At 72.7% G+C, this 24,255-nt stretch carries 29 protein-coding genes; 10 read left to right on the top strand and 19 right to left on the bottom strand.

What is annotated here, in order from left to right; genetic code table 11:
* On the top strand, positions 1 to 624 hold the full coding sequence (locus ABD140_RS15485; RefSeq protein WP_344241279.1) for a hypothetical protein: 624 nt from the start codon (positions 1 to 3) through the stop codon (positions 622 to 624).
* Here the strand turns inward: ABD140_RS15485 and ABD140_RS15490 are convergent.
* The 3 genes from ABD140_RS15490 to ABD140_RS15500 all read right to left on the bottom strand — a co-directional run bounded on the left by ABD140_RS15490 (position 605) and on the right by ABD140_RS15500 (position 2,931).
* Positions 605 to 1,999, bottom strand: coding sequence for a leucyl aminopeptidase family protein (locus ABD140_RS15490; protein ID WP_344241281.1), 1,395 nt, complete (start codon positions 1,997 to 1,999; stop codon positions 605 to 607). The two genes, ABD140_RS15485 and ABD140_RS15490, sit on opposite strands and share 20 nt — an antisense overlap.
* A 202-nt stretch (positions 2,000 to 2,201) precedes the next feature.
* Positions 2,202 to 2,369 carry a DUF3117 domain-containing protein gene (locus tag ABD140_RS15495; protein ID WP_106399558.1) on the bottom strand — a complete coding sequence of 56 codons (168 nt, stop codon included), beginning with the start codon at positions 2,367 to 2,369 and terminating at the stop codon, positions 2,202 to 2,204.
* A 178-nt stretch (positions 2,370 to 2,547) separates the two neighbouring features.
* Positions 2,548 to 2,931 (bottom strand): hypothetical protein, encoded by a 384-nt coding sequence (locus ABD140_RS15500; RefSeq protein WP_344241284.1) that lies wholly within the window; start codon positions 2,929 to 2,931, stop codon positions 2,548 to 2,550.
* Between the two features lie 45 nt (positions 2,932 to 2,976).
* On the opposite strand from ABD140_RS15500, the gene ABD140_RS15505 reads away from it, so the two are divergent.
* A complete protein-coding gene (locus ABD140_RS15505; RefSeq protein WP_344241286.1) occupies positions 2,977 to 3,285 on the top strand; it encodes a hypothetical protein in 309 nt (102 codons plus the stop codon).
* A 7-nt stretch (positions 3,286 to 3,292) separates the two neighbouring features.
* Here the strand turns inward: ABD140_RS15505 and ABD140_RS15510 are convergent, their stop codons facing one another.
* The 7 genes from ABD140_RS15510 to ABD140_RS15540 all read right to left on the bottom strand — a co-directional run bounded on the left by ABD140_RS15510 (position 3,293) and on the right by ABD140_RS15540 (position 9,725).
* A complete protein-coding gene (locus ABD140_RS15510; RefSeq protein WP_344241288.1) occupies positions 3,293 to 4,627 on the bottom strand; it encodes an alkaline phosphatase PhoX in 1,335 nt (444 codons plus the stop codon).
* A 95-nt stretch (positions 4,628 to 4,722) separates the two neighbouring features.
* Positions 4,723 to 5,295, bottom strand: coding sequence for an LOG family protein (locus ABD140_RS15515; protein WP_344241290.1), 573 nt, complete (start codon positions 5,293 to 5,295; stop codon positions 4,723 to 4,725).
* Positions 5,296 to 5,367: 72 nt separating this feature from the next.
* The gene (gene thpD, locus ABD140_RS15520; protein ID WP_344241292.1) at positions 5,368 to 6,252 is read right to left on the bottom strand and encodes an ectoine hydroxylase; all 885 of its coding nucleotides are present in this window, start codon (positions 6,250 to 6,252) and stop codon (positions 5,368 to 5,370) included.
* The gene (locus tag ABD140_RS15525) at positions 6,249 to 6,641 is read right to left on the bottom strand and encodes an ectoine synthase (protein ID WP_344241294.1); all 393 of its coding nucleotides are present in this window, start codon (positions 6,639 to 6,641) and stop codon (positions 6,249 to 6,251) included. Before ABD140_RS15525 ends, thpD begins: the two co-directional genes overlap by 4 nt.
* 19 nt (positions 6,642 to 6,660) lie before the next feature.
* The gene (ectB, locus tag ABD140_RS15530) at positions 6,661 to 7,911 is read right to left on the bottom strand and encodes a diaminobutyrate--2-oxoglutarate transaminase (RefSeq protein ID WP_344241296.1); all 1,251 of its coding nucleotides are present in this window, start codon (positions 7,909 to 7,911) and stop codon (positions 6,661 to 6,663) included.
* 49 nt (positions 7,912 to 7,960) lie between these two features.
* Positions 7,961 to 8,485 carry a diaminobutyrate acetyltransferase gene (gene ectA, locus ABD140_RS15535; RefSeq protein ID WP_344241298.1) on the bottom strand — a complete coding sequence of 175 codons (525 nt, stop codon included), beginning with the start codon at positions 8,483 to 8,485 and terminating at the stop codon, positions 7,961 to 7,963.
* A gap of 430 nt (positions 8,486 to 8,915) precedes the next feature.
* Positions 8,916 to 9,725: an LOG family protein gene (locus ABD140_RS15540; protein ID WP_344241300.1), complete on the bottom strand. Its 810-nt coding sequence runs from the start codon at positions 9,723 to 9,725 to the stop codon at positions 8,916 to 8,918.
* A 62-nt stretch (positions 9,726 to 9,787) separates the two neighbouring features.
* On the opposite strand from ABD140_RS15540, the gene dapE reads away from it, so the two are divergent.
* Both dapE and ABD140_RS15550 read left to right on the top strand, forming a co-directional pair.
* Positions 9,788 to 10,873, top strand: a complete 1,086-nt coding sequence (gene dapE, locus ABD140_RS15545) for a succinyl-diaminopimelate desuccinylase (RefSeq protein ID WP_344241302.1) — start codon at positions 9,788 to 9,790, stop codon at positions 10,871 to 10,873.
* Positions 10,874 to 10,920: 47 nt separating this feature from the next.
* Positions 10,921 to 11,748 (top strand): hypothetical protein, encoded by an 828-nt coding sequence (locus tag ABD140_RS15550; protein WP_344241304.1) that lies wholly within the window; start codon positions 10,921 to 10,923, stop codon positions 11,746 to 11,748.
* A gap of 30 nt (positions 11,749 to 11,778) precedes the next feature.
* On the opposite strand, the gene ABD140_RS15555 is transcribed toward ABD140_RS15550, so the two are convergent.
* Together ABD140_RS15555 and ABD140_RS15560 are read right to left on the bottom strand one after the other, a co-directional pair.
* Complete coding sequence (locus tag ABD140_RS15555; protein ID WP_344241306.1) at positions 11,779 to 12,795, bottom strand: NAD(P)-dependent alcohol dehydrogenase; 1,017 nt, start codon at positions 12,793 to 12,795, stop codon at positions 11,779 to 11,781.
* Positions 12,792 to 13,166 carry a DUF6285 domain-containing protein gene (locus ABD140_RS15560; protein ID WP_344241308.1) on the bottom strand — a complete coding sequence of 125 codons (375 nt, stop codon included), beginning with the start codon at positions 13,164 to 13,166 and terminating at the stop codon, positions 12,792 to 12,794. Before ABD140_RS15560 ends, ABD140_RS15555 begins: the two co-directional genes overlap by 4 nt.
* Positions 13,167 to 13,223: 57 nt before the next feature.
* On the opposite strand from ABD140_RS15560, the gene ABD140_RS15565 reads away from it, so the two are divergent.
* Positions 13,224 to 14,396 carry an acyl-CoA dehydrogenase family protein gene (locus tag ABD140_RS15565; RefSeq protein WP_344241310.1) on the top strand — a complete coding sequence of 391 codons (1,173 nt, stop codon included), beginning with the start codon at positions 13,224 to 13,226 and terminating at the stop codon, positions 14,394 to 14,396.
* On the opposite strand, the gene ABD140_RS15570 is transcribed toward ABD140_RS15565, so the two are convergent.
* Both ABD140_RS15570 and ABD140_RS15575 read right to left on the bottom strand, forming a co-directional pair.
* A complete protein-coding gene (locus ABD140_RS15570; protein WP_344241312.1) occupies positions 14,393 to 15,334 on the bottom strand; it encodes a phosphotransferase family protein in 942 nt (313 codons plus the stop codon). The two genes, ABD140_RS15565 and ABD140_RS15570, sit on opposite strands and share 4 nt — an antisense overlap.
* 73 nt (positions 15,335 to 15,407) lie before the next feature.
* Entirely contained in the window at positions 15,408 to 16,283 is an 876-nt protein-coding gene (locus tag ABD140_RS15575) for an SGNH/GDSL hydrolase family protein (protein WP_344241314.1), read from the bottom strand.
* Between the two features lie 126 nt (positions 16,284 to 16,409).
* Here ABD140_RS15575 and ABD140_RS15580 point away from each other — a divergent pair, with 126 nt between their 5' ends.
* The 3 genes from ABD140_RS15580 (at position 16,410) to ABD140_RS15590 (ending at position 18,486) form a co-directional block, all read left to right on the top strand.
* Positions 16,410 to 17,318 (top strand): LLM class F420-dependent oxidoreductase, encoded by a 909-nt coding sequence (locus ABD140_RS15580; protein WP_344241316.1) that lies wholly within the window; start codon positions 16,410 to 16,412, stop codon positions 17,316 to 17,318.
* Positions 17,319 to 17,379: 61 nt separating this feature from the next.
* Positions 17,380 to 18,318: a hypothetical protein gene (locus ABD140_RS15585; RefSeq protein ID WP_344241318.1), complete on the top strand. Its 939-nt coding sequence runs from the start codon at positions 17,380 to 17,382 to the stop codon at positions 18,316 to 18,318.
* A gap of 3 nt (positions 18,319 to 18,321) precedes the next feature.
* Positions 18,322 to 18,486: a hypothetical protein gene (locus ABD140_RS15590; protein WP_344241320.1), complete on the top strand. Its 165-nt coding sequence runs from the start codon at positions 18,322 to 18,324 to the stop codon at positions 18,484 to 18,486.
* Between the two features lie 7 nt (positions 18,487 to 18,493).
* Here the strand turns inward: ABD140_RS15590 and ABD140_RS15595 are convergent, their stop codons facing one another.
* The gene (locus ABD140_RS15595; protein WP_344241322.1) at positions 18,494 to 18,961 is read right to left on the bottom strand and encodes a hypothetical protein; all 468 of its coding nucleotides are present in this window, start codon (positions 18,959 to 18,961) and stop codon (positions 18,494 to 18,496) included.
* Between the two features lie 33 nt (positions 18,962 to 18,994).
* On the bottom strand, positions 18,995 to 19,873 hold the full coding sequence (locus tag ABD140_RS15600; RefSeq protein WP_344241324.1) for an NAD-dependent protein deacetylase: 879 nt from the start codon (positions 19,871 to 19,873) through the stop codon (positions 18,995 to 18,997).
* Positions 19,874 to 19,963: 90 nt separating this feature from the next.
* Here ABD140_RS15600 and ABD140_RS15605 point away from each other — a divergent pair, with 90 nt between their 5' ends.
* The gene (locus ABD140_RS15605) at positions 19,964 to 21,259 is read left to right on the top strand and encodes a family 1 glycosylhydrolase (protein WP_344241326.1); all 1,296 of its coding nucleotides are present in this window, start codon (positions 19,964 to 19,966) and stop codon (positions 21,257 to 21,259) included.
* Between the two features lie 50 nt (positions 21,260 to 21,309).
* Entirely contained in the window at positions 21,310 to 22,548 is a 1,239-nt protein-coding gene (locus ABD140_RS15610) for an oxygenase MpaB family protein (RefSeq protein ID WP_344241328.1), read from the top strand.
* On the opposite strand, the gene ABD140_RS15615 is transcribed toward ABD140_RS15610, so the two are convergent.
* The 3 genes from ABD140_RS15615 to ABD140_RS15625 all read right to left on the bottom strand — a co-directional run bounded on the left by ABD140_RS15615 (position 22,535) and on the right by ABD140_RS15625 (position 24,155).
* Entirely contained in the window at positions 22,535 to 22,801 is a 267-nt protein-coding gene (locus tag ABD140_RS15615; protein WP_344241330.1) for a metal-sensitive transcriptional regulator, read from the bottom strand. The two genes, ABD140_RS15610 and ABD140_RS15615, sit on opposite strands and share 14 nt — an antisense overlap.
* Positions 22,802 to 22,903: 102 nt before the next feature.
* Positions 22,904 to 23,269: a thioredoxin gene (gene trxA / locus ABD140_RS15620; protein WP_344241332.1), complete on the bottom strand. Its 366-nt coding sequence runs from the start codon at positions 23,267 to 23,269 to the stop codon at positions 22,904 to 22,906.
* Between the two features lie 91 nt (positions 23,270 to 23,360).
* A complete protein-coding gene (locus ABD140_RS15625) occupies positions 23,361 to 24,155 on the bottom strand; it encodes an SDR family NAD(P)-dependent oxidoreductase (RefSeq protein WP_344241334.1) in 795 nt (264 codons plus the stop codon).
* Positions 24,156 to 24,255 lie beyond the last annotated feature (100 nt).

Here is a 24,255-nt window from a genome sequence, read left to right on the forward strand (position 1 = left end):
ATGCCCCCCGCCCCCCTCACCGTCCGGCTCAGGCCCTCCTTCAGCGGTTCGGGCCAGGCCATCGGGCTGCTGATCCTGCTGTTCTGCTCGCTGATGTTCGTCGTGGGCGGCCTCGCCGACCCCGCCAGCGTGGGCGGCGTGCTCTTCCTGGTGCTGGGCGCGGTCGGCACGGTCGGCTTCGGCGCGACGCTGGCGGTGGTCACCGGGCACCTGCTGGGCCGCAGGCCGCTGCTCGTCCTGGACGGCGAGGGGGTGCGCGTCCCCGCCCGGTGGCCGCTGCCGCGCTCGCGCGACAGGTTCCTGCCGTGGGACGAGGTCGCGGCGGTCTGCGCCTGGTCCGAGGGGGTGCCCACCGGCAAGGGCCTGGCCCACCGGCTGGCGTTCCTGCCCGCCGAGGACAGCCCGCAGGCCCGCGGCACCTCCGGGGCGGAGATGCTGCGGGTCAAGACCCAGGGGCTGCCCGGCGTGCCGGTGCTGCGCTGGAGCGTCCCGGTGCTGGCCGGCTGGACGGTGCCGCAGGACGAGGTGATCGCGCGCGTCCGCGCCCTGACCGGGGCGCCGTTCGAGGACCGCCGGATCGGGCTGCCCAGGAAGCGCCGGGTGGTCAGGCCGAAGAGGACGTGAGCCACTCCAGGAGCAGCCGCACCCCGTAGCCGGTGGCGCCCTCGCCGCCGCGCGCCGGTCCCGCGACGTCCAGGTGCGCCCACGGGCGGCCGCCGGTGAACCTCTCCAGGAACAGCGCCGCCATGATCGCGCCGCCGCCGAAGCCGCGCTTCTCGATGTTGGCCACGTCCGCGACCTGCGACTCGATGGCCACGCGGTAGTCCTCGGTCAGCGGCATCCGCCACAGCGGCTCCTCGGCGCGCGAGCCCGCCGCCAGCAGCGCCGCGGCCAGGTCCTCGTCGGTGGCGAAGAGCGCGCCGTGCCGCAGGCCCAGGGCGAGCTTGGCGGCGCCGGTGAGGGTGGCGATGTCGACGACGAGGTCGGGGGCGAGCTCCCGGTCGGCGTAGGCGAGCGCGTCGGCCAGCACCAGGCGGCCCTCGGCGTCGGTGTTGAGCACCTCGGAGGTGGTGCCGCCGTAGTGGGTGATCACGTCGGAGGGGCGCATCGCCGAGCCGGAGAAGGAGTTCTCGGCGCTCGGGACCAGTCCGGTGACCTTGACCGGCACCTGCAGCGCCCGCAGCGCCGACATGACGCCCATGACGACCGCGCCGCCGGCCATGTCGGTCTTCATGGTCTGCATCGCGGCGCTCGGCTTGATCGAGATGCCGCCGGTGTCGAAGGTGATGCCCTTGCCGACCAGCACGATGTGGCGCCTCGCGCCCTCGGGCGCGTAGGTGAGCTCGATCAGCCGGGGCGGCCGGGGCGAGCCGGAGCCGACGGCCAGCAGCCCGCCGAAGCCCTCGGCGGCCAGTTCCCGCTCGCAGCGGACCCGCACGTCCAGGCCCGCGTCGCCGGCCAGCGCGACGGCCTGGTCGGCCAGCCAGGCGGGGCACTTGTCCACCGACGGGGTGTTGGTCAGGTCCCGGGCCAGCGCCGCGGCGGCGGCCAGCACCTCGCCCTTCGCGGCCGGCTCGCCGCCGACCAGCACGATCTCGGCGACGGGCTTCCTGCCCTCGCCGGTCTTCAGGCTGAAGTCGTAGCCCGCCAGCAGCGCGCCCTCGGTGAAGGCCGTCAGATCGCCCTCGGGGACCTGCACCGCCAGCACGTCCCTGCCCTTGGCGCGGCGGGCCAGGGCCGCGCCGGCCTTGCGCAGCGCGGCGGGCGAACCGTCGCCGGTGCCGTACAGGAGCAGCTCCCGCAGGGTGCCCTCGACCTGCACCGGCAGGGAGATGATCTCCCCCGCCTCGCCCTTGGCCTCGTGGAAGGAGAGCAGGTCCGCCACCGGGAGGCCGGTGTCGAAGCCGGGGTCGCCGCCCTGGGGCACCGCCAGCAGGCGGGCTCCGGGCACCTGGGCGAGCGGCTCCCCGGCCGCGCGAAGCTGGGTCAGGACGGGCATGACGGCCCCCTAAGGGAGAAAGCCGAAGACGGCGACGATGGAGATGGATGGGTGCGAAAGGCGGGAAGACGAAAAAGACGGCCCCCGGCCCCGGCGGCGAGATCTGCCGGGACCGCGTGGCCGTGCGGTTCGTCAACCGGCCGCGGCGAGGATCGGACGGCCCCGACGCGACGGGTCCGGCAGGAGTCCCGGACCGGGCGGGTCAGCCGACCACGCCGCCGATGGCCTCGCCCAGTTCTCTGGCTTCGTCGGGAGTCAGTTCGACCACCAGCCGGCCGCCGCCTTCCAACGGCACGCGCATGACGATGCCGCGGCCCTCCTTGGTCACTTCGAGCGGACCGTCACCTGTCCGCGGCTTCATCGCCGCCATGCGTGCATCCCCTTCCTTCCCGGCCCAGGGCCGTTCGGGCCCGTGCGAGCCGCTGGCCGCCGAAGCGTCCGCGTCTAGCAGTAGTGGTCCATTATCCCGTGTTCCGGGCGCGAAGTGGTAACGATCAGGCTCGCAAGATCTCCGAAGGTGCCGTGTCCGGGACTTTTCCGGCCCGCGTTCAGGGCAGGTCCTCCCGGATCGGCTCGTCCGACAGGGCCGAATTGTCCGTTTTTTTAAGCCAGGCGGCGTCCAGCTCCTCCCGCCGCCCGTACCCGCTCAGCTCGATGACCCGCCGCTCCAGCGCGGCCACCTCGCTCTCCCGCCGCATCAGGGCGTGCGCGAGCCGGCCCAGCACCTCGTCGGTGAGCATCGGGTGGTAGCCCCAGACGCCCTTGGGCAGCCGCACCATCGCCGCGTCCGTCCCGGTCGGCGGCCGGTCCTCCGGCAGTCCCGTCGGCGGCAGCTCCTCGACGGGCTCGCGCAGCTCGCCGCCCCGCCCCGAGGCCAGGAAGGCGGTGGCCGCGACCACCGCGACGGCTGCGAGCAAGAGCACTACGGGCACGGGGTCCTCCTTCACCGGTACGACGATCGTGCCATGCTCAAGAATATGAACGCGCGAAACCGCCGTGATCTGGTGTGGACCGGACGCCCCGGCGACCCGGACGACCTCCTCGACGCGGGCGTCGACCCGGCGGCCGGGGAGCTGGCGGCCCTGGTGGCGAAGGGGCGCCCGGTGAAGGCGTCCGTCACCGGAGCCGGCTCCGGCGCCTTGGCGGCCGCCGCCGTCTACGCCTGGCTGGGAGCCGCCGCCCTCGAGTTCGAGGGCGATCCGGACGAGCTGCGCCAGGTGCTCGACATGGTCGCCTCGATGGCCGGAGCCCGCCCCCCGGCGGTCGGGAGACGGGCCCTGGCCTGAGGGGAGGTCAGCGGCGGCCGTGGCCGCCCTTGATCCGCTGCCAGGGGCCGCGGATGGCGAACGTGGTGCCGGGGCCGCTCTGGCGGTTGGCGAAGAGGGTGCGGCCGTCGGGCGAGAACGTCACACCGGCGAACTCCGAGTCGTTCGCGGCGTTGCGGGCCAGGCTGAAGGGCTCGCCCCTGCGGTCGGTGCCGATGAGGAACTGCTCGCCGTCGCCGTCCTCGGCCAGGATCACGCCGCCGCCGTACGGGGAGACGGTGATGTTGTCGGGCGAGTCGTACTTCCCGCCGGGCTTGAAGACCAGCTCCAGCTCCAGGGTGTTGCGGCGCGGGTCGTACGCCCAGACCTGGCCCGCGTGGTCACCGGCCGCGCCGGAGGAGGTGCGGGAGTAGGAGGCCACGAAGTAGGCGCGGCCCCCGCCCCTGCGGTCCCACCACATGCCCTCCAGCTTCTGCGAGCGGGTGATGGTGTCGAACTGCTTGCGGGTGGAGGTCTTCGCCGCCGACGGGTCCGGCACGTCCACCCACCGCACGCCGCGGAGGACCGTGCCGGCCTCCAGGACCTGCGACAGGTCGGACACGTCCGGCACCAGCATCGCCTGGAGGACGCCGCCGGCCCGGTAGGAGTGGTAGCCGCCGCGGCGGGCCCTGGGCCGGAAGCGGTAGAGCAGGCCGAACGGCCCCGAGGCGTCCTCGGTGAGGTACATGGTGTCGTCGCGCGGGTCGATGCAGATGGCCTCGTGCGCGAACCGGCCCAGCGGCTCGATCGGCTCGGCGACGGTCCGGAGGCCGGTCGGGTCCACCTCGAACACCCAGCCGTGCGACTTCGTCTGGCCGCCGAAGCCCTCGGTCTCCTCGCAGGTCATCCACGTGCCCCACGGGGTGACGCCGCCCGCGCAGTTGGTGGCGGTGCCGGCCAGGCTGACGTACTGGTCGCGCAGGTCGCCCTTCCCGTCGACGTGGAGCGTGGTGGTGCCGCCGAAGGCCGCGGGGTCGTAGGTCCACTCGGGGCGGGCGACGGCCTTGGTGCCGCTGCCGCCCTGCTCGTGGTTGCGCACCAGGCGCAGGTCGTCGTGGCGGCGGCCGGGGAAGGCGGCCATGCCGTCGTGCTTGCCGGGCACGGCGCCGCCGCCGGGCAGCGTGTCGCCCTCGGTGGAGAAGGCCTCGTAGGTGAAGCCCTTGGGCAGGTCGAGGACCCCGGCGGGGTCGGGCACCAGCGGGCCGTAGCCGTAGGCCTCGCCCTCGGCCGCTCCGGCGGCGGTCGCGAAAACGGAATCAAGGCTTCCGGCCAGCGCGATGGAGACGGCTCCACCGGCCACGAAACCACGACGGGAGACACTCATGGGACAGGAACTCCTTGCGGGACGCTCATTCGACCCTGTGAGCCTGGTCCAGCCGGTTGAACCCCCGATGAAAGCCGGGCGAAGCCCCCGGGAACTCAGAACTCCAGAAGTTCTTCGCCCACCCTGCGGTACTCCGACTCCAGGACGTCCAGGGCCCGGCCGACCTCGGTGGCGTAGGAGACCGCCTCGGCGGCGGCGGGGCGGTTGAAGCCCTCGGCGAGGAGGTGGTCCATCAGGGTGCGCAGCGGCGCGTACACCTCGTAGGGGTCCAGGACGACGATGGGCTTGGTGTGGAAGTTCAGGCTGCGGGCCGTCCAGACCTCCAGGAGCTCCTCCAGGGTGCCGATGCCGCCGGGGAGGATGAGGAAGCCGTCGGCCCTGCGGTCCATCTCGGCCTTGCGCGAGCGCATGTCGGGGGTGCGCACCAGCTCGTCGTTCTCGGTGTCGGCGCCCTCCTGGGAGTCGGGCATGCCCGCCGGGACGACGCCGACGGTGCGCCCGCCCGCGGCCCGCGCCGCTCTGGCGACCGCGCCCATGCACGACCGGGTGCCCCCGCCGGTGACGAGGGTGTGCCCCCGCCGCGCCAGTTCGGCGCCCAGCTCCGCCGCCACCTCGACGTGCTTGGCGTCGATGCGGGTGCTGGACGCGCAGAAGACGGTGATCGTCATGGGCAAAGCGGGCCCCTCCGTAATCCCTCGGCCTTTCGGGCGATCATAGGGCCGGAGGGGCTCTTCGTGAGGTCAGGCCCCGACCGGCGTGAAGTCGCGGGACGCCAGGAAGGAGGGCCGGCGGCCGGGCGCGGCGTACGGCTCGCCGCAGGCGTTCTCCACGCTGTTGAACACCAGGAAGACGTTCGAGCGCGGGTAGGGGGAGATGTTGCCGTTCGAGCCGTGCATGCAGTTGCAGTCGAACATGACCGCCGAGCCCGCATCACCGGTGAACAGCTCGATCCCGTGGACGTCGGCGAGCTTCGTCAGGCTCTCGGGGTCGGGGGTGCCGACCTCCTGGTCCTTCAGGGACTCCCGGTAGTGCTCGGCGGGGGTCTCCCCCACGCAGGAGACGAACGTCCGGTGCGAGCCCGGCATGATCATCAGGGCGCCGTTGCAGGGGTTGTTGGGGGTGAGCGAGATCGAGACGCTCACCGCGCGCATCCGCGGCATGCCGTCCTCGGCGTGCCAGGTCTCGAAGTCGGAGTGCCAGTAGAAGTCCTTGCCGCGGAAGCCCGGCTTGTAGTTGACGCGGCTCTGGTGCACGTAGACGTCCGAGCCGAGGATCTGCCGCGCCCGTCCGACGACGCGCGGGTCGGCGGCGAGCGCGGCGAAGACCTCGCTGATCCGGTGCACCTCGAAGACCGACCTGACCTCGCCGGAGTCCTTCTCGGTGATGAGCCGCTCGTCGCCGCGCAGCGCGGGGTCGGCGGCGAGCCGGTCCAGTTCGGCCCGGCAGCGCGCGACCTCCTCCGGGGTGATCAGCCGGTCCATCGCCAGGAAGCCGTCGCGGTCGAAGCCGTCGAGCTCCCCGGCGGACAGCGGCCCCGTGCCGCCGCCGTGGACCACCGGGTCCACCCGGGCGATCAGCTCGGGGTGCGCGGCGCGGCGCGTGGGGTAGGGGTCGTGCCGGGTCACGCGTCCTCCTCGACCAGCGGGTAGACGCCGTGCTCGTCGTGGACCTCGCGGCCGGTGCAGGGCGGGTTGAACACGCAGATCATGCGCAGCTCGGTGTGGGCGTGCAGGGTGTGGCGCTCGTGCCCGTCCAGCAGGTACATGGTGCCGGGGGCGATGTCGTGGCGCTCGCCGGTCTCCTCGTTCACCAGCTCGCCGGTGCCGCCGATGCAGTAGACCGCCTCGATGTGGTTGGCGTACCACATGGCCGTGCTGGTGCCGGCGTACAGGATGGTGTCGTGCAGGGAGAAGCCGACCTTCTCCTTGGCCAGGACCAGCCGCCGGCTGCACCACGTGGGCGCCTGCACGTCGCGGTCGGTGCCGATGATGTCCTGCAGGGACTTGACGATCAAGATCGTGCTCCGTTTCTCTCTAGGCGTCCAGGACCGCGGCGACGGACTCGCGCACGATGGCCAGGCCCTCGTCGAGCTCGGTGTCGGTGATGGTCAGCGGGGGCAGCAGCTTGGCCACCTCGCCGTCCGGGCCGGAGGTCTCCATCAGCAGGCCCCGCTGGAAGGCCTCGGCGCAGACCCGCCCGGCCAGCGGCGGGTCGGTGAAGACCAGGCCCTGGGCCAGGCCGCGGCCGCGGCGGCCCGCGATGTCCTTGTCGTGCTCGCCGGCGAGCTCCTCCAAGGCCTCGGCCACCCGCTCGCCCTTGGCGAGCGTCTGCTCCCGCAGCCCCTCGCCCCGCCAGAAGTCCAGGGCGGCGGTCGCGGTCACGAACGCGGGGTTGAACCCGCGGAACGTGCCGTTGTGCTCGCCGGGCTCCCAGACGTCGAGGTCGGGGCGCAGCAGCGTCACCGCCATCGGCAGGCCGTAGCCGCTCAGCGACTTGGACAGGCAGACGATGTCCGGGACGATCCCGGCCTCCTCGAAGCTGAAGAACGGACCCGTCCGCCCGCAGCCCATCTGGATGTCGTCGACGATCAGCAGCATCTCGTGGCGCTTGCACAGGTCGGCCAGGCCGCGCAGCCAGCCGATGCCCGCCTCGTTCAGCCCGCCCTCGCCCTGGACCGTCTCCACGATCACCGCGGCGGGCTTGTCCAGGCCGCTCCCGTTGTCGGTGAGCATGCGCTCGAAGAGCAGGAAGTCGGGCGTGCACCCGTCGAGGTAGTTGTCGTAGGGCATGGTGAAGACGTGGTTGAGGGGGACGCCCGCTCCGCCGCGCTTCATCGAGTTGCCGGTGACCGACAGCGAGCCCAGCGACATGCCGTGGAAGGCGTTGGTGAAGCTGACGACCGTCTCCCTGCCGGTGTACTTGCGCGCCAGTTTCAGCGCGGCCTCGACGGCGTTGGTGCCGGTGGGGCCGGTGAACTGGATCTTGTAGTCGAGCCCGCGGGGTGCCAGGACCGTCCTGCGGAACGCCTCAAGGAAGTCGCGTTTGGCGGCCGTGTGCGCGTCCAGGGCGTGCACGATCTCGTCGTTGACGAGGTAGCCGAGCAGTTTCAGCTTGAGCTGGGGGTGGTTGTGGCCGTAGTTGAGGGTGCCGGCTCCGGCGAAGAAGTCCAGGTACTCGCGGCCCGCCTCGTCGTAGACCCGGCTGCCCTGGGCCTTGGTGAAGACGGTGGGCCAGCTTCGGCAGTAACTGCGGACCTCGGACTCGACCTCTTCGAAGACTTTCACGTGCTGCCTCTCCTGGCGCTGACGGGGGTGGGAAGGGGAAGGCCGCGGCTCACGCGGGGAACGGGCCGATGCGGAAGAGCACCTCGGGCTCGTGGCCGGGCACCGGGAAGTCCTCGGCCGCGAAGAGCTCGCTTCTGCGCAGCACGGCTCCCCGCTCCCGGGCGAACGCCTCGAACAGGCGGGTGGAGGCGGTGTTGCCGGGGGTCACCGTCGCCTCCAGGAAGCGCCCCTGTGGCTTCCCGTCGGCGAGCCAGGCGAGCATCCGCCCCGCCAGCCCGCGGCCGCGGTGGTCGTCGGCGACGGCGACCTGCCAGACGAACAGGGTGTCGGGGGCCGAGGGGCGCAGGTATCCGGTGACGAAGCCGCAGGCCCCGCCGTCGCCGTCCCTGGCCACCACCGAGGTGGCCCCGTGGTCACGGCACCACAGGAGGTAGCTGTAGGGGGAGTTGACGTCCAGGGTCCGGGAGTCGCGTGCCAGCCGCCACAGGGCGCCGCCGTCTCCGGGGTGTGGATGGTCGAGAACGATGGTTTCGGTCAGATTGCCAGTGACTCGGGATGGAATCTCCTTGGTCATGCGAAAAGACCATAGCCACGGCGCCCGAACCCCCCGCGGGCTCGGGAAAGGCGGTGCTGGTTTGAGCCCGGGGATCCCGGGTAGGGCTGTCCGGCTCGGCGGCGGCCCCCTTCCGCGCGACAAATCGACCGTCCGAAAACCGGCTCTTTTTCCGGCTCCAGCAGGTGGTTCACCCGGGGTGCGGGCAGGCCCCCGCGCTCCCCCGCCGGCGAGGGCGACCCTCGAAGAGAAGGAAAGGTTGCCTGATCGTCCCCGAGTAATTTTGTGACCCTCATCACCGTGTAGCGATGTGAACCTGTGACCTAACTCGGGCGTCTGGGACTGAACGGAACAGCCATGTGACTCCCCGTGAGGGCCGGAGAGCGGCGAAGAGGGCCCGGATTCCGGGCCCTCTTCGCGGACGGGGTGGACTGTCGGGGACAGGCGGGCCTCAGGTGCCCGCCTCCTCCTCGGCGGCCTCCAGGGCCGCCCGCTCCTCCAGGCGGCGGCCGCCCTCGCGGTGCGCCTCCGTGATCATCCGCACCACCTCTTCGGGGTCGTCGGTGAGGTACAGCAGGTCCGGGTCGTCCGGGGAGATCACGCCCTCGGCCGCGAGGGTGCCGCGGAACCAGTCCATCAGGGGCGACCAGAACTCCGTGCCGACCAGGACGATCGGGAACCGGGTGATCTTGCCGGTCTGCACCAGGGTGAGCGCCTCGAACAGCTCGTCCAGGGTGCCGAACCCGCCGGGCAGCACCACGAACGCCTGCGAGTACTTGATGAACATCGTCTTGCGGACGAAGAAGTAGCGGAACGAGATGCCGATGTCGAGGTGGGAGTTCAGCTCCTGCTCGAAGGGCAGCTCGATGCCCAGCCCCACCGACATGCCGTCCTCGTTGGCGCCCTTGTTGCCCGCCTCCATGATGCCGGGGCCGCCGCCCGTGATCACCGCGTAGCCCGCCCGCGCCAGGCCGCGGCCCACCCGCTCGGCGAGGTCGTAGTGGGGGGAGCCGGGGCGCAGGCGGGCCGAGCCGAACACGCTCACCGCCGGGCCCAGCTCCGCCAGCAGGCCGAAGCCCTCCACGAACTCCGCCTGGATGCGCAGCACCCGCCACGGGTCCTGGTGCAGCCAGTCCACCGAACCGCGGGTGTCCAGCAGCCGCTGGTCGTGGGTGCTCGCCGGCAGCGCCTTGCCGCGCAGCACCGTCGGCCCCTGCCGTCGTGTCTTCCTGGTCGTCTCTTCCGTGTGATCGCCGCTCATCCGAACACGTTAACCGCGCGAAAGACCCAAAGGACCTGGCGCGGAAAGTAAGCTCGGTGAACATGGATCTCTCGATGGACGTGGCCGAGCTGACGCGCACCCTGGTGGACATCGAATCGGTGAGCGGCAACGAGCGGGCGGTCGTCGCGGAGATCGAGGCCGGGCTGCGGGCGCTGCCGTGGCTGGAGGTCGTGCGGGACGGCGACACCCTGGTCGCGCGCACGCACCTGGGGCGCGCCGAGCGGGTCGTGCTGGCCGGGCACACCGACACCGTGCCGGTCAACGGCAACCTCCCCTCCCGGCTGGAGGGCGACACCCTGTGGGGGCTGGGCTCCTGCGACATGAAGGGCGGCCTGGCCGTCCTGCTGCACCTGGCCGCGGTCCTCGAGGAGCCCACCCGCGACGTGACGTACGTGGCGTACGAGTGCGAGGAGGTCTCCGCCGACCGCAACGGGCTCAAGCGGCTGGCCGAGACCCGCCCCGAACTGCTGGCCGCCGACTTCGCGGTGCTCATGGAGCCCACCGACGGCGCGATCGAGGGCGGCTGCCAGGGCACCGTCACCGTGGAGGTCACCGCGCGCGGGGCGCGGGCGCACACCGCGCGCTCCTGGATGGGCGCCAACGCCATCCACGCGATGAAGCCGCTGCTCGACCTGCTGAACGCCTACGAGGCGCGCCGCCCCGTGGTCGACGGCATCACCTACCACGAGGGGCTGAACGCCGTCTTCGCCCGCGGCGGCGTCGCCCGCAACGTGGTGCCCGACGAGTGCGTGGTCTCGGTGAACCACCGCTTCGCGCCCGACCGCGACCTGACGGCCGCCGAGGACTGGCTGCGGGGGCTGTTCGAGCCCCTGGGCTACGGGGTCGAGGTCGTCGACCGCAGCGAGTCGGCCCGTCCAGGGCTGCTGCACCCGGCCGCCCGGGACTTCGTCCGCGCCGTCACCGCCCTGGAGCCCGCCGAGGCGGTCGAGGCCGGCCGGGTGCGGGCCAAGCTCGGCTGGACGGACGTGTCGCTGTTCTCGTCGCTGGACGTCCCCGCCGTCAACTACGGCCCCGGTGATCCGACCCTGGCCCACCACAAGGACGAGCGGGTCCCGCTGGCCACGGTGCGCGACTGCGAACGGCGCCTGCGCGCCTGGCTGACCTGAGACCCTGGTTGGCCTGAACGATGTCGGGAAAAAGGTACGGTCTGGGCATGAGTGGGCGGGGCTTGGCCATCGTCGTCGCGGTGGTGGTGCTGGTGGGCGGCCTCGGGTACGGCGGCTACCGGCTGTTCTCCGAGCTGGACAGGGCTCTGATGGGCGAGGGCTGCACGGCCAAGGCCCCGGCAGGGGAGATCCAGCTGGAGGTGGAGCAGGCGGCGAACGCCGCGACGATCGCGGGCGTGGCGCACCGCGAGAAGCTGCCCCGCCGCGCGCTGGTGATCGCCTATGCGACGGCCGAGCAGGAGTCGCACATCGAGAACATCCCCTACGGGGACCGCGACTCCGTCGGCATCTTCCAGCAGCGCCCCTCGCAGGGCTGGGGCACCGTCGAGCAGCTGCAGGACCCGGTGTACTCCACCACGAAGTTCTTCGCCGCCCTGGTGAAGGTGAAGGACTACACCGAGCGCGACGTGCACGACGCCGCCCAGCTCGTCCAGCGCAGCTTCGACGGCAGCCTCTACGCCCAGCACGAGGGGATGGCCGACATCCTCACCACCGGCTTCGCCGGGGAGGCGCCCGCCGCGATCACCTGCTGGTACCGGCTGGAGGAGGGCCCCGCGCCCGAGGCCGAGGCGTCCGCCGCGGAGCTGCGCCGCACCTTCGGCAAGCGGTTCACCCGGAAGGGGCAGACCATCGAGCTGCCCGCCAAGGCCACGAAGGCCACCGGCTGGTCGGTCGCGACGTGGGCGATGACCCACGCCCGGACGTACGGGTTCACCGAGGTGCGCTTCGACGGCCGCCGCTGGAGCCCGGAGGAGGGCCAGGAGGGCTGGCTGCCGGACGCCTCCGCCCCCGCCGACCGCATCCTCCTGAAGTGACCTGTCCGCCCGGGGCGGCGCCCGGTGCCGTCAGAAGATCAGGACGGGCTTGACCGCGGCGCCCTGGCGGGCGGCGGTGAACGCCTCGTTGATGTCGGCGAAGGCGTAGGTGCGCACCAGGCGTTCGACGGGCAGGCGGCCCTGGCGGTGGTACTTGATCAGTTCGGGGATGAAGCGCTGGGGGATGCCGTCGCCCTCGATGGAGCCGCGGATGCTCCGGCCGTTCATCAGCGCCCGCTGGTCGAGCTCCACCGGGTTGCGCTGCCCCGTGAAGCCGAGGGTCACGCACTCGCCGGGGCCCGCGAGCGCCTTCAGCGCGGCCTGCACCACCTCGGGGCGGCCGATGCACTCCACCGAGTGGTCCATGGTGCCCCGCGGCGCGTCGGCGGGCTCGACGGCCTCGGTCGCGCCCAGTTCCAGGGCCAGGGCGCGGCGGTCGGGGTTGGGGTCGACCGCCACGATCCGGTCGCAGCCGGCGATGTGCGCGGCCATGACGGCGCTGAGCCCGACCGCGCCGAGCGCGAAGACCGCCAGGGAGGAGCCCTTGCGCGGCCGGAGCACGTTGAGGACGGCGCCCGCGCCGGTCTGCACGCCGCAGCCGAGCGGGGCGAGGAACTCGAACGGCAGGTCCTTGGCGACGCGGATGACGTTGCGTTCGCTGGTGAGGGTGAAGGTCGCGAAGGACGACTGGCCGAAGAAGCGCTCCCCGACGTAGTTCAGCTCCAGGAAGCGCGCGCAGTAGGCCATGCGCCCCCGCCCGCAGTTGTCGCACTCCCCGCACCAGGAGTAGCTGAGCACGACGTGGTCGCCGGGCTCGACCGCACCGACGTCGGCGCCCACCGCCTCCACGACGCCCGCGCCCTCGTGGCCGAGGATCTGCCCGGGCACGACGGGCCGGTCCGCGGTCACCAGGTCGGTGTGGCAGATGCCGGTGGCGACCAGCCGGACCAGCACCTCGTCGGGCCCCGGCTCGGCGAGGTCGCGGGGGCGCAGCTCGAAGGGGCCACCGGGGGCGCGGAGGTCGGCGACGGTAGCGACGTAAGTCATGACTTACTTATAGCCGATGCGCTCTCCGCGGCCGCCGGGTAGGCCGGGTTCGCCACCGCCAGCTTCGCCTCCACCGCGCCCAGCAGCGCCGTGCGGACCTCGCCGTACCGCTCGTCCAGCTCCCCGGCCCGGATCGCGCGGGCCAGCTCGGCGTCGGAGCCGAAGCCCAGCGCCGCCAGCCGCTCGCGGTGCTCGGCGTCCTGGGCGGGGCCCAGCTCCAGCTCCCGCTCCACCATGGCCAGCAGGTTGGCGGCGACCAGCGCGTGGAAGCGCTGCCGCCCCGCGGCCGCCGGGAGGACGTCCCGTTCCAGGAACTCCCTCACGGCCTCCACCAACCCGCGCGCGGCGGGCACATCGTGCGGTCCGGGCATGGCGCGCTCTCCCCTCACAAGACAGAATGCGATTCTAGTCACAGGAGAGGTGGAGCCATGGGCTTTGAGGTGCCGGCGTCGGTGCGGCCGCTGCGGGACGCCGTCTACGCGTTCCTGACCGAGCGGGTGGAGCCGAACGAGAAGGCCCTCCAGGAGGGGGACCGCGACCTGCTGCGCGCGCTGCAGCGGGAGGCCAAGGCCGAGGGCCTGTGGGCGCTCGGCCACCCGAAGGAGATCGGCGGCGGCGGCCTGCCGTTCATGGACTACGTCTACGTCAACGAGGTGCAGGGCCGCAGCGAGTTCGGGCAGATCGCCCTGGGCACCTACACGCTCCAGGACTCGCTGATGCTGCACAAGTACGCCGCCCCGGCGCAGCGGGAGCGCTTCCTCCTGCCGCTGGTCCAGGGGGACATCTCCCCCAGCTTCGCGATGACCGAGCCGGGCATCTCCAGTTCCGACCCGACGCAGCTGCGGACGACGGCCACCCTGGAGAACGGCGAGTGGGTCATCCGCGGCCGCAAGTGGTTCACCACCGGCGCCGCGCAGGCCGCCTACACCACGGTCATGTGCCGCACCGAGGAGGACGCGAGCCCGTACCTGTCGTTCAGCATGATCCTCGTGCCGACCGACACGCCGGGCTACACCATCGTCCGCGACACGCCCGTCCTCGGCCTCCACGACGGCCACTACGAGGTGCTCTACGACGAGGTGCGGGTGCCGGAGGAGAACCTGCTCGGGCCGCGCGGCCACGGCTTCGTCATCGCCCAGGAGCGGCTCGGGCCCGGCCGGATCTTCCACTGCATGCGCTGGCTCGGCCAGGCCCAGCGCGCCTTCGACCTGCTGTGCGAGCGGCTGCACCGCAGGGAGGCCTTCGGCGGCCCGCTCGCCGACAAGCAGCTGCTCCAGCAGCACGTCTTCGAGTCCTACACCGAGATCCAGGCGGCCCGCCTGCTCACCCTGCACGCCGCCCACAAGATCGACTCCGGCGACCAGGCGCGGGTCGAGATCGCCGCGATCAAGGTGGCGGGCGCCCGCATGCTGCACAACGTCATCGACCGCGCCATCCAGGCCTACGGCGCCGAGGGCCTCACCGAGGACACCCCCCTGGACCGCATGTACCGCCACGCCCGCGCCAGCCGCGTCTACGACGGCCCGGACGAGGTGCACATCAGCCGCACCGCCCAGCGCATCCTCAAGGAGTACAAGAAGGGCGGCCGCTGGACGTTCTAAGGCAGGGCCCGGAGCAGGTCCCACTCGTTCTCGGCGACGCGGCGGCCCAGGGCGGCGAGCTCCACCGAGCGCTCGCCGCCGGTCAGGTGCCGCCGCGTCTGCAGGGCGCAGATGACGCCCCAGCGGAAGACGCCGAACAGCTCCCACCAGCGCACCGCGTCGCGGTCGACCTCGGTGCCCGAGGCGCGTTCGTAGGCGCCGATGAGCTGGTCGTACTCACCGAAGCCGCCGACGGGCAGCGGGGAGCCGAAGCGCCAGGCCTTGGCGCACAGCCAGCCGAGGTCCTCCAGCGGGTCGCCCAGGTGGGACAGCTCCCAGTCCAGGACGGCCCGCACCCCGTCCGGGCCGATGATGAGGTTGCCGTTGCGGAAGTCGCCGTGCACCACGGTCCGGCGGGTGCTCGGCGGGCGGGTCAGCGTCAGCCGCCGCAGCGCCAGCTCCAGCGCCGGGTAGGGGGTGCCGAGCCCGTCCAGGACCGCCGTCCACACCGCCAGCTGGTCCTCGCCCGGCAGGTCGGGCACGGACCCGGGCGCGATGCGGTGGATCGCGGCGAGGATCTCCCCGCACTCGGCGGCCAGTCCCGCCCTGGCGTCGGCCAGTTCGGGGGAGCGCAGGACGCGGCGCGGGATCGTCTCGCCCTCGACGTGGGTCATCACGATGTGCTCGGGCTCCCCCGACGAGCCGTCGCCCGCCGCGATGACCTCCGGCACGGGCGCGCCGACCGCGCGGGCCGCCCGCATGAGCGCCGCCTCGCGGGCGAGCGGGCTGCTGACGTCGTCGGCGCCCGGCGTGGCCAGCCGCAGCACCAGCCGGTGCCGCTCCCCCGCCGCGGTGACCGCCTCGAACACGCTGGTCAGCCGGGACGCGCCGCCGCTGTCCCGGCGCAGCCCCTCGACGCGCACGCCGGGTCCGTAGTGCTCGGCCAGGCCCGCCAACACGGGCCGAATCTCATTCGGTAGCTCCTCCACGGCCGCCATGCTAAGCGCGGGCACGCTCCGGAGAGAAGGGGCCTCAGGCGTCCACCGGGTGCCGGAAGGCGCGCAGCACGGCGCGGGTCATCGCCGCCACGCCGTTGGTGTTGGGGTGGAAGGGCGCGGCGCGCATGCCGGGGAGCAGCGGCTCGACCCAGCGCCTCTCGTCGTCGCGCTGGCACATGTCGTGGCCGGGCGCCGCCATGTCCACGAACACCGCGCCGTTGGCCCTGGCCTGGCGGGCGAGCATCGTGTTCAGCCTCCGCTGCACCTGGCGCACCATGGCGACGTCGCCGCGGGCGAACGGGACGCGCGGGTAGCAGCCGTGGCCGGTGGACGGGACGAGCATCGGGTAGCCCAGCACGTGGACCTCGGCCAGCGGCGAGCGGCGGTGGATCTGCTGCAGCGCCGCCCCGAACCTCCTCCCCGTACGGGCGATCGCCGCGAACGGGTCGTCCCCGTCACGGCGCAGCCGTTTGCGGCACGGGGCGCCGTTGGGGTCGGTGAGGCTGAGGATCGCGCACGTCTTCCACCTGTCGAAGCCGATGTCGTTGCCGCCCATGGTGAGGGTGACCAGCGTGGTGTCCGGCTTCAGCGCGTCCAGCTGGGGCGGGTTGTCGCCCTGCCGCGCCGTCAGGTGGCGCAGGGCGGCGCCCGAGCAGCTCACGTCGGTGAAGGAGCGGGGGTTCAGCTTCAGGGCGAGCCGCCCCGGGTAGTTCAGCTCCGAGCGGCGGCATTTCGCCGGCGAGCCGGGACGGATCCGCGAGACGTAGGGAGCCGAGGTGTAGGAGTCGCCGAGCGCCACGTAGCGCAGGGGCGTGTCCGCCTTCGCCTGGACCGGGCCCTGCGAGCCGAGCAGCAGACCGGCCGCCGCCGCGGCGCACGTCGTGTTCTTGAGCAGGAGACTGTCGCGCACGGTCACCAGTCGATCACCTCGCGCCGGATTCCCGGAGGGGAGGTGCGGTGTGCGGATCGGAAGGTGCGGTGAGCGGCCGATCGGGCAGAATCCGACAAGGAAGATCACTGCGATGAGGAGGCGGACATGCGGATCGGAATCTCGATGGACGAACGCGGCGGGCCCGACGCCCTGGAGCGCTTCACCGACGGCGTGCGGCGGGCCGCGGACGACGGGTTCGCCTCGGTCTGGATGAGCCATATCTTCGGCATGGACGCGCTGACCTGCCTGGCCGTCGCCGGAAGCCGGGTCCCGGGCATCGAGCTGGGCACGTCCGTGGTGCCGACCTACCCGCGCCACCCCGCGGCGCTGGCGCAGCAGGCCAGGACCACGGCGCTGGCCCTGGGCGGGCAGCGGCTCACCCTGGGCATCGGCCTCTCCCACCAGATGGTCATCGAGGGCATGTTCGGCTACGACTTCAGCCGTCCCGTCCGGCACATGAAGGAGTACCTCTCGGTGCTCGGCCCGCTGCTGAACGGCGAGCAGGTCGCCTTCTCCGGCGAGACCGTCAAGGCGCACATCGGCCTGTCGGTGCCCAACGAGGGCCGGGTGCCCGTCGTCATCGCCGCCCTCGGCCCCAAGATGCTGAAGGTCGCCGCCGAGCAGGCCGACGGCACCGTCCTGTGGATGACCGGCCCCAGGACCGTCCGCGACCACATCGTCCCGACCATCCGGGCCGCCGCCGAGGCCGCCGGTCGGCCCGACCCGCGCGTGGTGTGCATCCTCCCCGTCGGCGTGACCTCCGATGTGGAGGCCGCCCGCGCCCGTGCGGGCGAGGTCTTCGCGGTGTACGGGCAGCTCCCGTCCTACCGCGCGATGATGGACCGCGAGGGCGCCGAGGGGCCCGCCGACCTGGCCCTCCTCGGGGACGAGGACACCGTCGCCGCCGCCATCGCCGATCTCAGGGACGCGGGCGTCACCGACTTCGTCGCGGGCGGCTTCCTGCCCGGCAAGGACGGCGAGCGCACCCGCGCCCTCCTCAAGAGCCTCCTCTGATCCGGCAGAACCGAACGCCGTCCTCCCGCGTCTACCGGTAGGAGATCCGCTGGAGGACGGCATGGCGCATGCGATGGTCGTGGTGGATCCGCAGCTTCCCCAGGAGGAGCAGCGGATCCTGAAGAGCGCGCCCGAGGCGCTGCACGGCCCCGAGGAGGCGGTTCCCGAACCCCGTTTCGGCGGCCGGACGGGGCGTGACGCGTTCTTCTCGCTCTGGCAGGCGCCGGTCTGGACGTTCCTGCCCGGCCTCATGGGCACCTTCCACGGCCCCCGGGTCAGGGCGGCCGGGCTCGCCGCCCAGGCCGCCCTGGTCGCGGCGCTGCTCTGGCGGCCCGGACCCGTCTTCACCGCGCTCGTGCTCGCCGTCCTGCCGGCGGCCTTCCTGGTGCTCCTCGCGCTCTGCGGCGAGGACGCCGCCGGCAGGCTCGCCCGCCGCCGCCACGGGCACTACGTGCAGTACGGCGACCTCGCCCAGAAGTACCGCTCGCTGCTCTACCGGACGGCGACGGCCGTCGAGACCGTCCTGGAGTCGGAGGTCCACTCCCAGGGGCTGCTCGACGACGTGCGCAACGCCGTCACGCTGCCCGCGCAGCAGTGGGAGATCGCCCGGACGCTGATGGAGCTGGACCGGCTCACCGACGAGCACGCGGGCGCCCGCGCCGACGACCCCCGCGTGGCCGAGCTGCTGGCCCCGCAGAAGGAGGTCCTGCGCCTGGCCACCGCCTCGGTGACCGAGCGGATCGCGGCGCTGGAGGGGTACGCGGCGCGGACGCGGGCCGCCGACGAGGCGCTGGAGCAGTGGCGGACGGTCCAGCGCCTGGCCGCCAACGGCGACGCCTACCAGGAGCTGCTGGCCCGCACCGTCCGCGACGAGCTGGCCCTGGCGGAGATCGGCGGCCTGACCGAGCAGGCCCGCGTCGTCGAGGAGGCGCTGCGCGCCAGCGTCGCCAAGGCCCGCCGCGCCGGGCTGTCCCTCGTCCCCGAGCTGAAGGCGGGCTGACCGATGGCCGAACGCACTCCCGCGCCGCACGACCCCCGGACGGGCCTCTCGCGGGGCGGCCACCGCCTGTTCTCCCCGGTGCCCGGCTGGGTCAACGCGATCGGCGCCCTCCTGCTGGCGTTGACGGTCTTCGTCCTGGCCATGGCGGTGGCCCCGGGAACGTCCTGAGCCGGGATCACCCGAACCCGAGGGGGATCCGGGGCACCATCAGCCCCGAACCCGTGGTGTACCACCACAGCGCGGCCAGGGCCGCGAGCCCGGCGGCGCCGAGGAAGACCCGCCACGGCGGCAGGGCTTGCCAGGGCGGGGTCCAGCGGGTGTGCGGGCTGAACGCCTCCAGCGGGGAGAGCCTGCCCAGGAAGCCCAGCGCGAGCATGCCGGGTCCGGCGAACGGCGCCACCGCCAGCATCCCCGAGGCCCAGACCACGCCGATCCCCAGCATGCCCACCGAGACGACGCCCGCCGCCAGCATGCCCACCGCGAAGAAGCCGCGGGCGAGCTGCCCGAAGGCGACGACTCCGGTGGCGATCTGACCGATCGCCACCACCCCGTTCGCCACCTGCCCGATGGCGATGATCCCGGTGGCCTCCTGGCCGACCGCGACGAAGGCGACGTCCGACCCGTCCGCCGTGAAGATCCGCATGAGCGGAGCATAAGGCCGGCCGATGCCCGCGCATCACCCTTTTCCGCCGGGGATCAGGCGCTCGGCTCCAGACTTCCCGAGCCCGCTCAGGAGGGTGCCCAGCGTGGCGCCGAGGGGGGCGTCGAGGCTGATCGTCGCCTCGGTGTCGGCGCGGGTGGGGCCCTGGTTGACGATGGCGACGGGGATGCCGAGCTCGGTGGCCCTGGCGACGAAGCGGTAGCCGGAGCGGACGGTCAGGGAGGAGCCCAGGACCAGCAGGAGGCCCGCGGCGGCGGTCAGCGCGAAGCAGGAGTCGACGCGGGGCCGCGGCACGTTCTCGCCGAAGAAGATCACGTCGGGTTTGAGCACGCCGCCGCAGGAGGAGCAGTCCACGATGCGGAAGTCGTGCACGTGCTCGTCGCCGACGCGGGCGTCGCCGTCGGGGTTGACCCGCCCGCCGACCGCCGCGCCGACCAGGTCGGCCCAGCCGGGGTTGGCCGCCTGCAGCCGGGCGTCGAGCCGCACGCGCGGGGTGCGCTCGCCGCAGCCCAGGCAGACCACGCGGTCCAGGCCGCCGTGCAGCTCGATCACCTCGCGGGCGCCGGCGGCCTGGTGCAGCCCGTCCACGTTCTGGGTGATGATCCCCGAGACCAGGCCGCGCCGCTGCAGCTCGGCCACCGCGCGGTGGCCGTCGTTGGGCGCCGCGCCGGTCAGGGCGCGCCAGCCCAGGTGGCTGCGCGCCCAGTACCGGCGCCGCGCCTCGACGCCGCCGAGGAACGCCTGATACGTCATCGGCTCGGACCGCCGCGCCCGCCCCGTCGCCCCGCGGTAGTCGGGGATGCCCGATTCGGTGGACAGCCCGGCTCCGCTCAGCACCACCACGGAGCCTTCGGCGATCAGTTCCGCCAGCAGCTCCAGCCCCAAGTTCCTCATCGCCTTCCATAGTGCCCCAGCCCGCGGGGTGGCGCGGCCCGCGTTTCGGCCGTACCATCCGGGCAAAATCGAGAGTCTCGGAAAATGCCTATGAAGCGTGCTTTCGCGGTACTCCTGGCCATGACGGCGCTGTTCCTGACCCCCCTGCCCGCCGGGGCCGCAGGCGGGTTCCCCGCGGGCTTCCTGTGGGGGGTCGGGGTGTCGGGCTTCCAGCACGAGGGGCACTATCCGGATTCCAACTGGACGCGCTACCTGGCCCAGCGCAAGGAGAAGGCCCCGTACCGCGACAGCGCGGACTTCCGCCACCGCTACCGGGAGGACCTCGAACGCGCCGCCTCGCTGGGCGTCGACGTCTTCCGCACGTCCGTGGAATGGGCGCGGATCGAGCCGGCGCGCGGGAAGATCGACTGGCGCGAGGTCCGTTACTACGACGACCTCGTCGCGCGGATGGTCGCGCACGGGATGCGGCCGATGCTCTCGCTCAGCCATTTCGCGCACCCGGGCTGGGTGCACGACCAGGGGGCGTGGAAGAACGCGCGGACGGTCGAGGACTGGCTGGACTTCGCGGAGTTCGTCGTCCGGCGCTACGCCGAACACGACGTCCTGTGGGTGACGTTCAACGAGGCGAGCTACTACATCCTCGACGAGGTGCGGAACAAGGCCCTCCGGCTGTCCGAAGCCCCTTTGATGAGCTCCCGCCTCGTCGAGGCGCACCGCAGGGCCTACGACATGATCCACCGGATCGACGACGACGCCATGGTCACCGCGAACGTCGCCTACAGCACCGTGCTCAACCCGCTGTTCGACAGGGCGCTCCTCACCGAGGTCCCCGACAAGCTCGACTACCTCGGCCTCGACTACTACCTCAGCATGAGCGCCGCGAACCTGTCGGTGCTGCGCGTCTTCAGCGGCGAGTACTGGACGATCGAGCCCGAGCCCGACGGGCTCTACCACGTGCTGCACGACTACCACCGGCGCTTCCCCGGCCTGCCGATCTACATCATCGAGAACGGCGCGAGCACCGACGACGGCAAGCCCCAGGCCGACGGCTACCAGCGCTCCGACTCCCTGCGCGACCACGCCTACTGGATCCACCGCGCCATCCAGGACGGCATCGACGTGATCGGCTACAACCACTGGTCCCTCCTGGACGGCTACGAGTGGGGCTCCTACCGCCCCCGCTTCGGCCTCTACACGGTGAACGTGGAGACCGACCCGTCCCTGAAGCGCCACCCGACGGAGGCCGTGGCCGCCTACCGCGACCTCACCCGCCGCAACGGCCTCCCCCCGGGCTACGTCCCCGTCAAACCCCCCGCCCGCTGCTCCCTCCCCGCCCTCCTGTCCACCTGCGCCGCCCTTCCGGCCACACCGCCCTATCCGGGATGAGGCGCGGACCCTCTGGCAAGTAAGCACTTACTGGTCTAGGCTGCCGAGCCATGAGCACACCGACGAGCTCCGCGCCCGGACGGGTGAGCCGGCCCGAAGAGGTGCTGGCCCGGTACGGGGAGCGGGCGCAGGTCTTTCTGGAGGCCCTCGGCTGGGGGGATCCCGTCGCCGACGCGGTCGTGGCGGACGTGGTGGAGATGGGGCGCGGCGAGGGCATGCGGATGGTCCGGCGGGGGCTGGCCGAGGGGGTCGAGAGCCTGGAGGGGGCGCCCGCGTCGTTCGTGCGGCTCTTCGAGGAGATCGACCGGCGGCCGGAGTGGCTGCGGCACGAGCTGCTGGAGGAGGGCGCCCGCGCCTACTGCCGGCATCCGCTCGTGATCGGGCTGGCGCTCGGACCGGCCTCGCTCGTCGGCAGCTACGTCAACGGCGCGGCAGTCGAACCGCTCGCGCTGACCCGGCGGTTCACCGACCAGGGGCAGGTCCGCACGTTCGAGACCGCCTCCTGGCTGTGGGCCGCCGCCCGCCCCGGCGGGCTGGAGCGCTTCGCGCCGGGCCTGGCCGCCACCGTGCGGGTGCGGCTCATCCACGCCTTCGTCCGGCACCACATCCTCACCGGGCTGCCGTGGGACGCCGCGGAACTCGGGCATCCCATCAACCAGGCGGACTCGGCGTACACGCTGATCGAGTTCAGCCTGATCCCGCTGCGGGTGATGCGGAGCTTCGGCATCCGCCACACCGCGCGGGAGCGGGAGGCGGTCTACCACCTGTTCCGGTACGTCGGACACCTCATGGGCGTCGACGAGCGCGTCCTGCCGCGCACCGAGGAGGAGTTCACCGAGCTGGAGCGGATCTACCACCTGACCGGCTCGCAGCCCAGCGACTACAGCCGCGAGCTGGTCGCCGAGCTCCTCGACACGATCATGCCCGAGTCGCTGGCCGACCAGAGCGGCGCGCTGGCGCCCCTGGTCCGGCGGCTCGCCCGGCCCCTGGCCCACGGCCTCTCCCGCGCCTTCACCGGCGACCGCACCGCCGACCTCCTGCACGTCGAGCGCAACGCCTGGCGCCACCTCCCGGCCCTGCTGGCCCCGCCCGTCTTCCTCGTCAACGAGCTCCAGCGCCTCATCCCGAGCGAACCGGACCGCAAGCTCCGCCGCAGCCTGGACTTCGTCGACGCGGCCACCGCCGCGACCGCCGCCCGCCTCGGCGTCTCCCACGATCTCGTGGACGCCGCCGGCGGGCATCCGGCCGGGACCGGCGGAGCGGGATCGCCGCCCGTCAGGCGAGGGTGAGGAAGAGGCGCTCCAGCTCCTCTTCGGACATGGGGGGCGCGTCGCCGTCGGCGGCCGCCATGCACTGGCGCATGCCGCTGGCGACGATCTTGAATCCGGCGCGGTCGAGCGCGCGGGAGACGGCGGCGAGCTGGGTGACGACGTCCTTGCAGTCGCGCCCGGCCTCGATCATCGCGATGACGCCGGCGAGCTGCCCCTGGGCGCGGCGGAGCCGGTTGAGCACCGCGCCGACGGCCTCCTCGTTGACCTGCATGGGGGACCTCCTGTGCGCGCTGGGGGGACTGCTCCATGGTACCCGCGGGGGTATGCGGGGGGCCGCCGCGCGACGGTGCGCGCCGCGCGGCGGGCCGTTCGGTCAGGCCTGGCCCGACTCGGCGATCTGGCGGCGCACCTCGTCCATGTCGAGCTGCTTGGCCTGGTCGACGAGGTCCTCCAGGGCGGGCTCGGGCAGCGCGCCGGGCTGGGAGAAGATCACGACCTTGTCCTTGATCACGGCCAGCGTGGGGATCGAGGTGATCTGGAAGGCCCCCGCCAGCTCCGGCTGCGCCTCGGTGTCGACCTTGGCGAACACCACGTCGCCGTGCTTGTCGGAGACCCGTTCGAAGACCGGCGCGAACTGGCGGCACGGGCCGCACCAGGCCGCCCAGAAGTCCACCAGCAGGATCCCTCCCTGGTCCACGGCCTCCTGGAAGGTGTCCTTGGTCAGTTCGACGGTCGCCATGTTCTCTCCTCTCGAAATACCCCTGTGGGTATCGGAACACCGCTCTCGGAGAGTTTGTTCCCCGACCCCTCCCCCTTGCCCGGAAAGACGGTCAGCGGACCGTCCAGCCGCCGTCGACCGTGACGGTCTGGCCCGTCATGAACGTGGAGGCGTCGCTGGCCAGCAGGAGCAGGGCTCCGTCGAGCTCGCCCGTCCGGCCGCCCCGGCCCATGGGCGTGTTGCGCACCAGCCAGCGGTGGCTGCGCTCGTCGGTGAACATCTCGTCGGTGGCCTCGCTGGGGAACCAGCCGGGCGCCAGCGCGTTGACGCGCACCCCGTGCGGCGCCCACTGCACGCCCAGGTCGCGGGTGAGGCCGACGACGCCGGACTTGGCGGCGACGTAGGAGGCCTGCGAGGTGGGGTGCGCGGCGACGAGGCCGAGGATGGAGGCGAGGTTGATGATGCTGCCGCCGCCCGCGGAGATCATCTCGCGGGCGAAGAGCACGGCCAGCGCGAAGGTGGCGGTGAGGTTGAGGGCGAGGATGCCCTCGAACTCCTCGACCGTCTCGTCCAGCGCGGCCTTCTGGTAGCCGTGGCCGGCGTTGTTGACCAGCACGTCGACCCTGCCGGTCTGCGCCAGGGCGGTGCGCAGCAGCTCCCGCCGCGAGGCGTCGTCCGTCACGTCGCAGACCGCCGGGACGATGCCGGGCACCCGTGCGGCCAGCTCCTCCAGCCGCTCCTTGCGGCGGGCGGCGGCCACGACGGTGGCGCCGGAGCGGGCGAGCAGCTCGGCGAACCGCGCGCCGAGGCCGCTGGAGGCTCCGGTGACCACGGCCACGCGGCCCGTCAGATCGGCGGTGAGCGTTCCCGGCCCGGTCGGGAAGGCGTTCTCGGCGGTTGCGTTCACGGTGCGCTCCAACGAGGTCGTTGACCAGAATGACGTTCTAGTTGTACCGTACCGATCGGTCGGTACACCATGCGCCCCCGGCGGGGCGCCTCCCTAGGAG

Origin of the sequence: Actinocorallia libanotica (genome assembly GCF_039525175.1) — a bacterium.
GTDB lineage: Bacteria > Actinomycetota > Actinomycetes > Streptosporangiales > Streptosporangiaceae > Actinocorallia > Actinocorallia libanotica.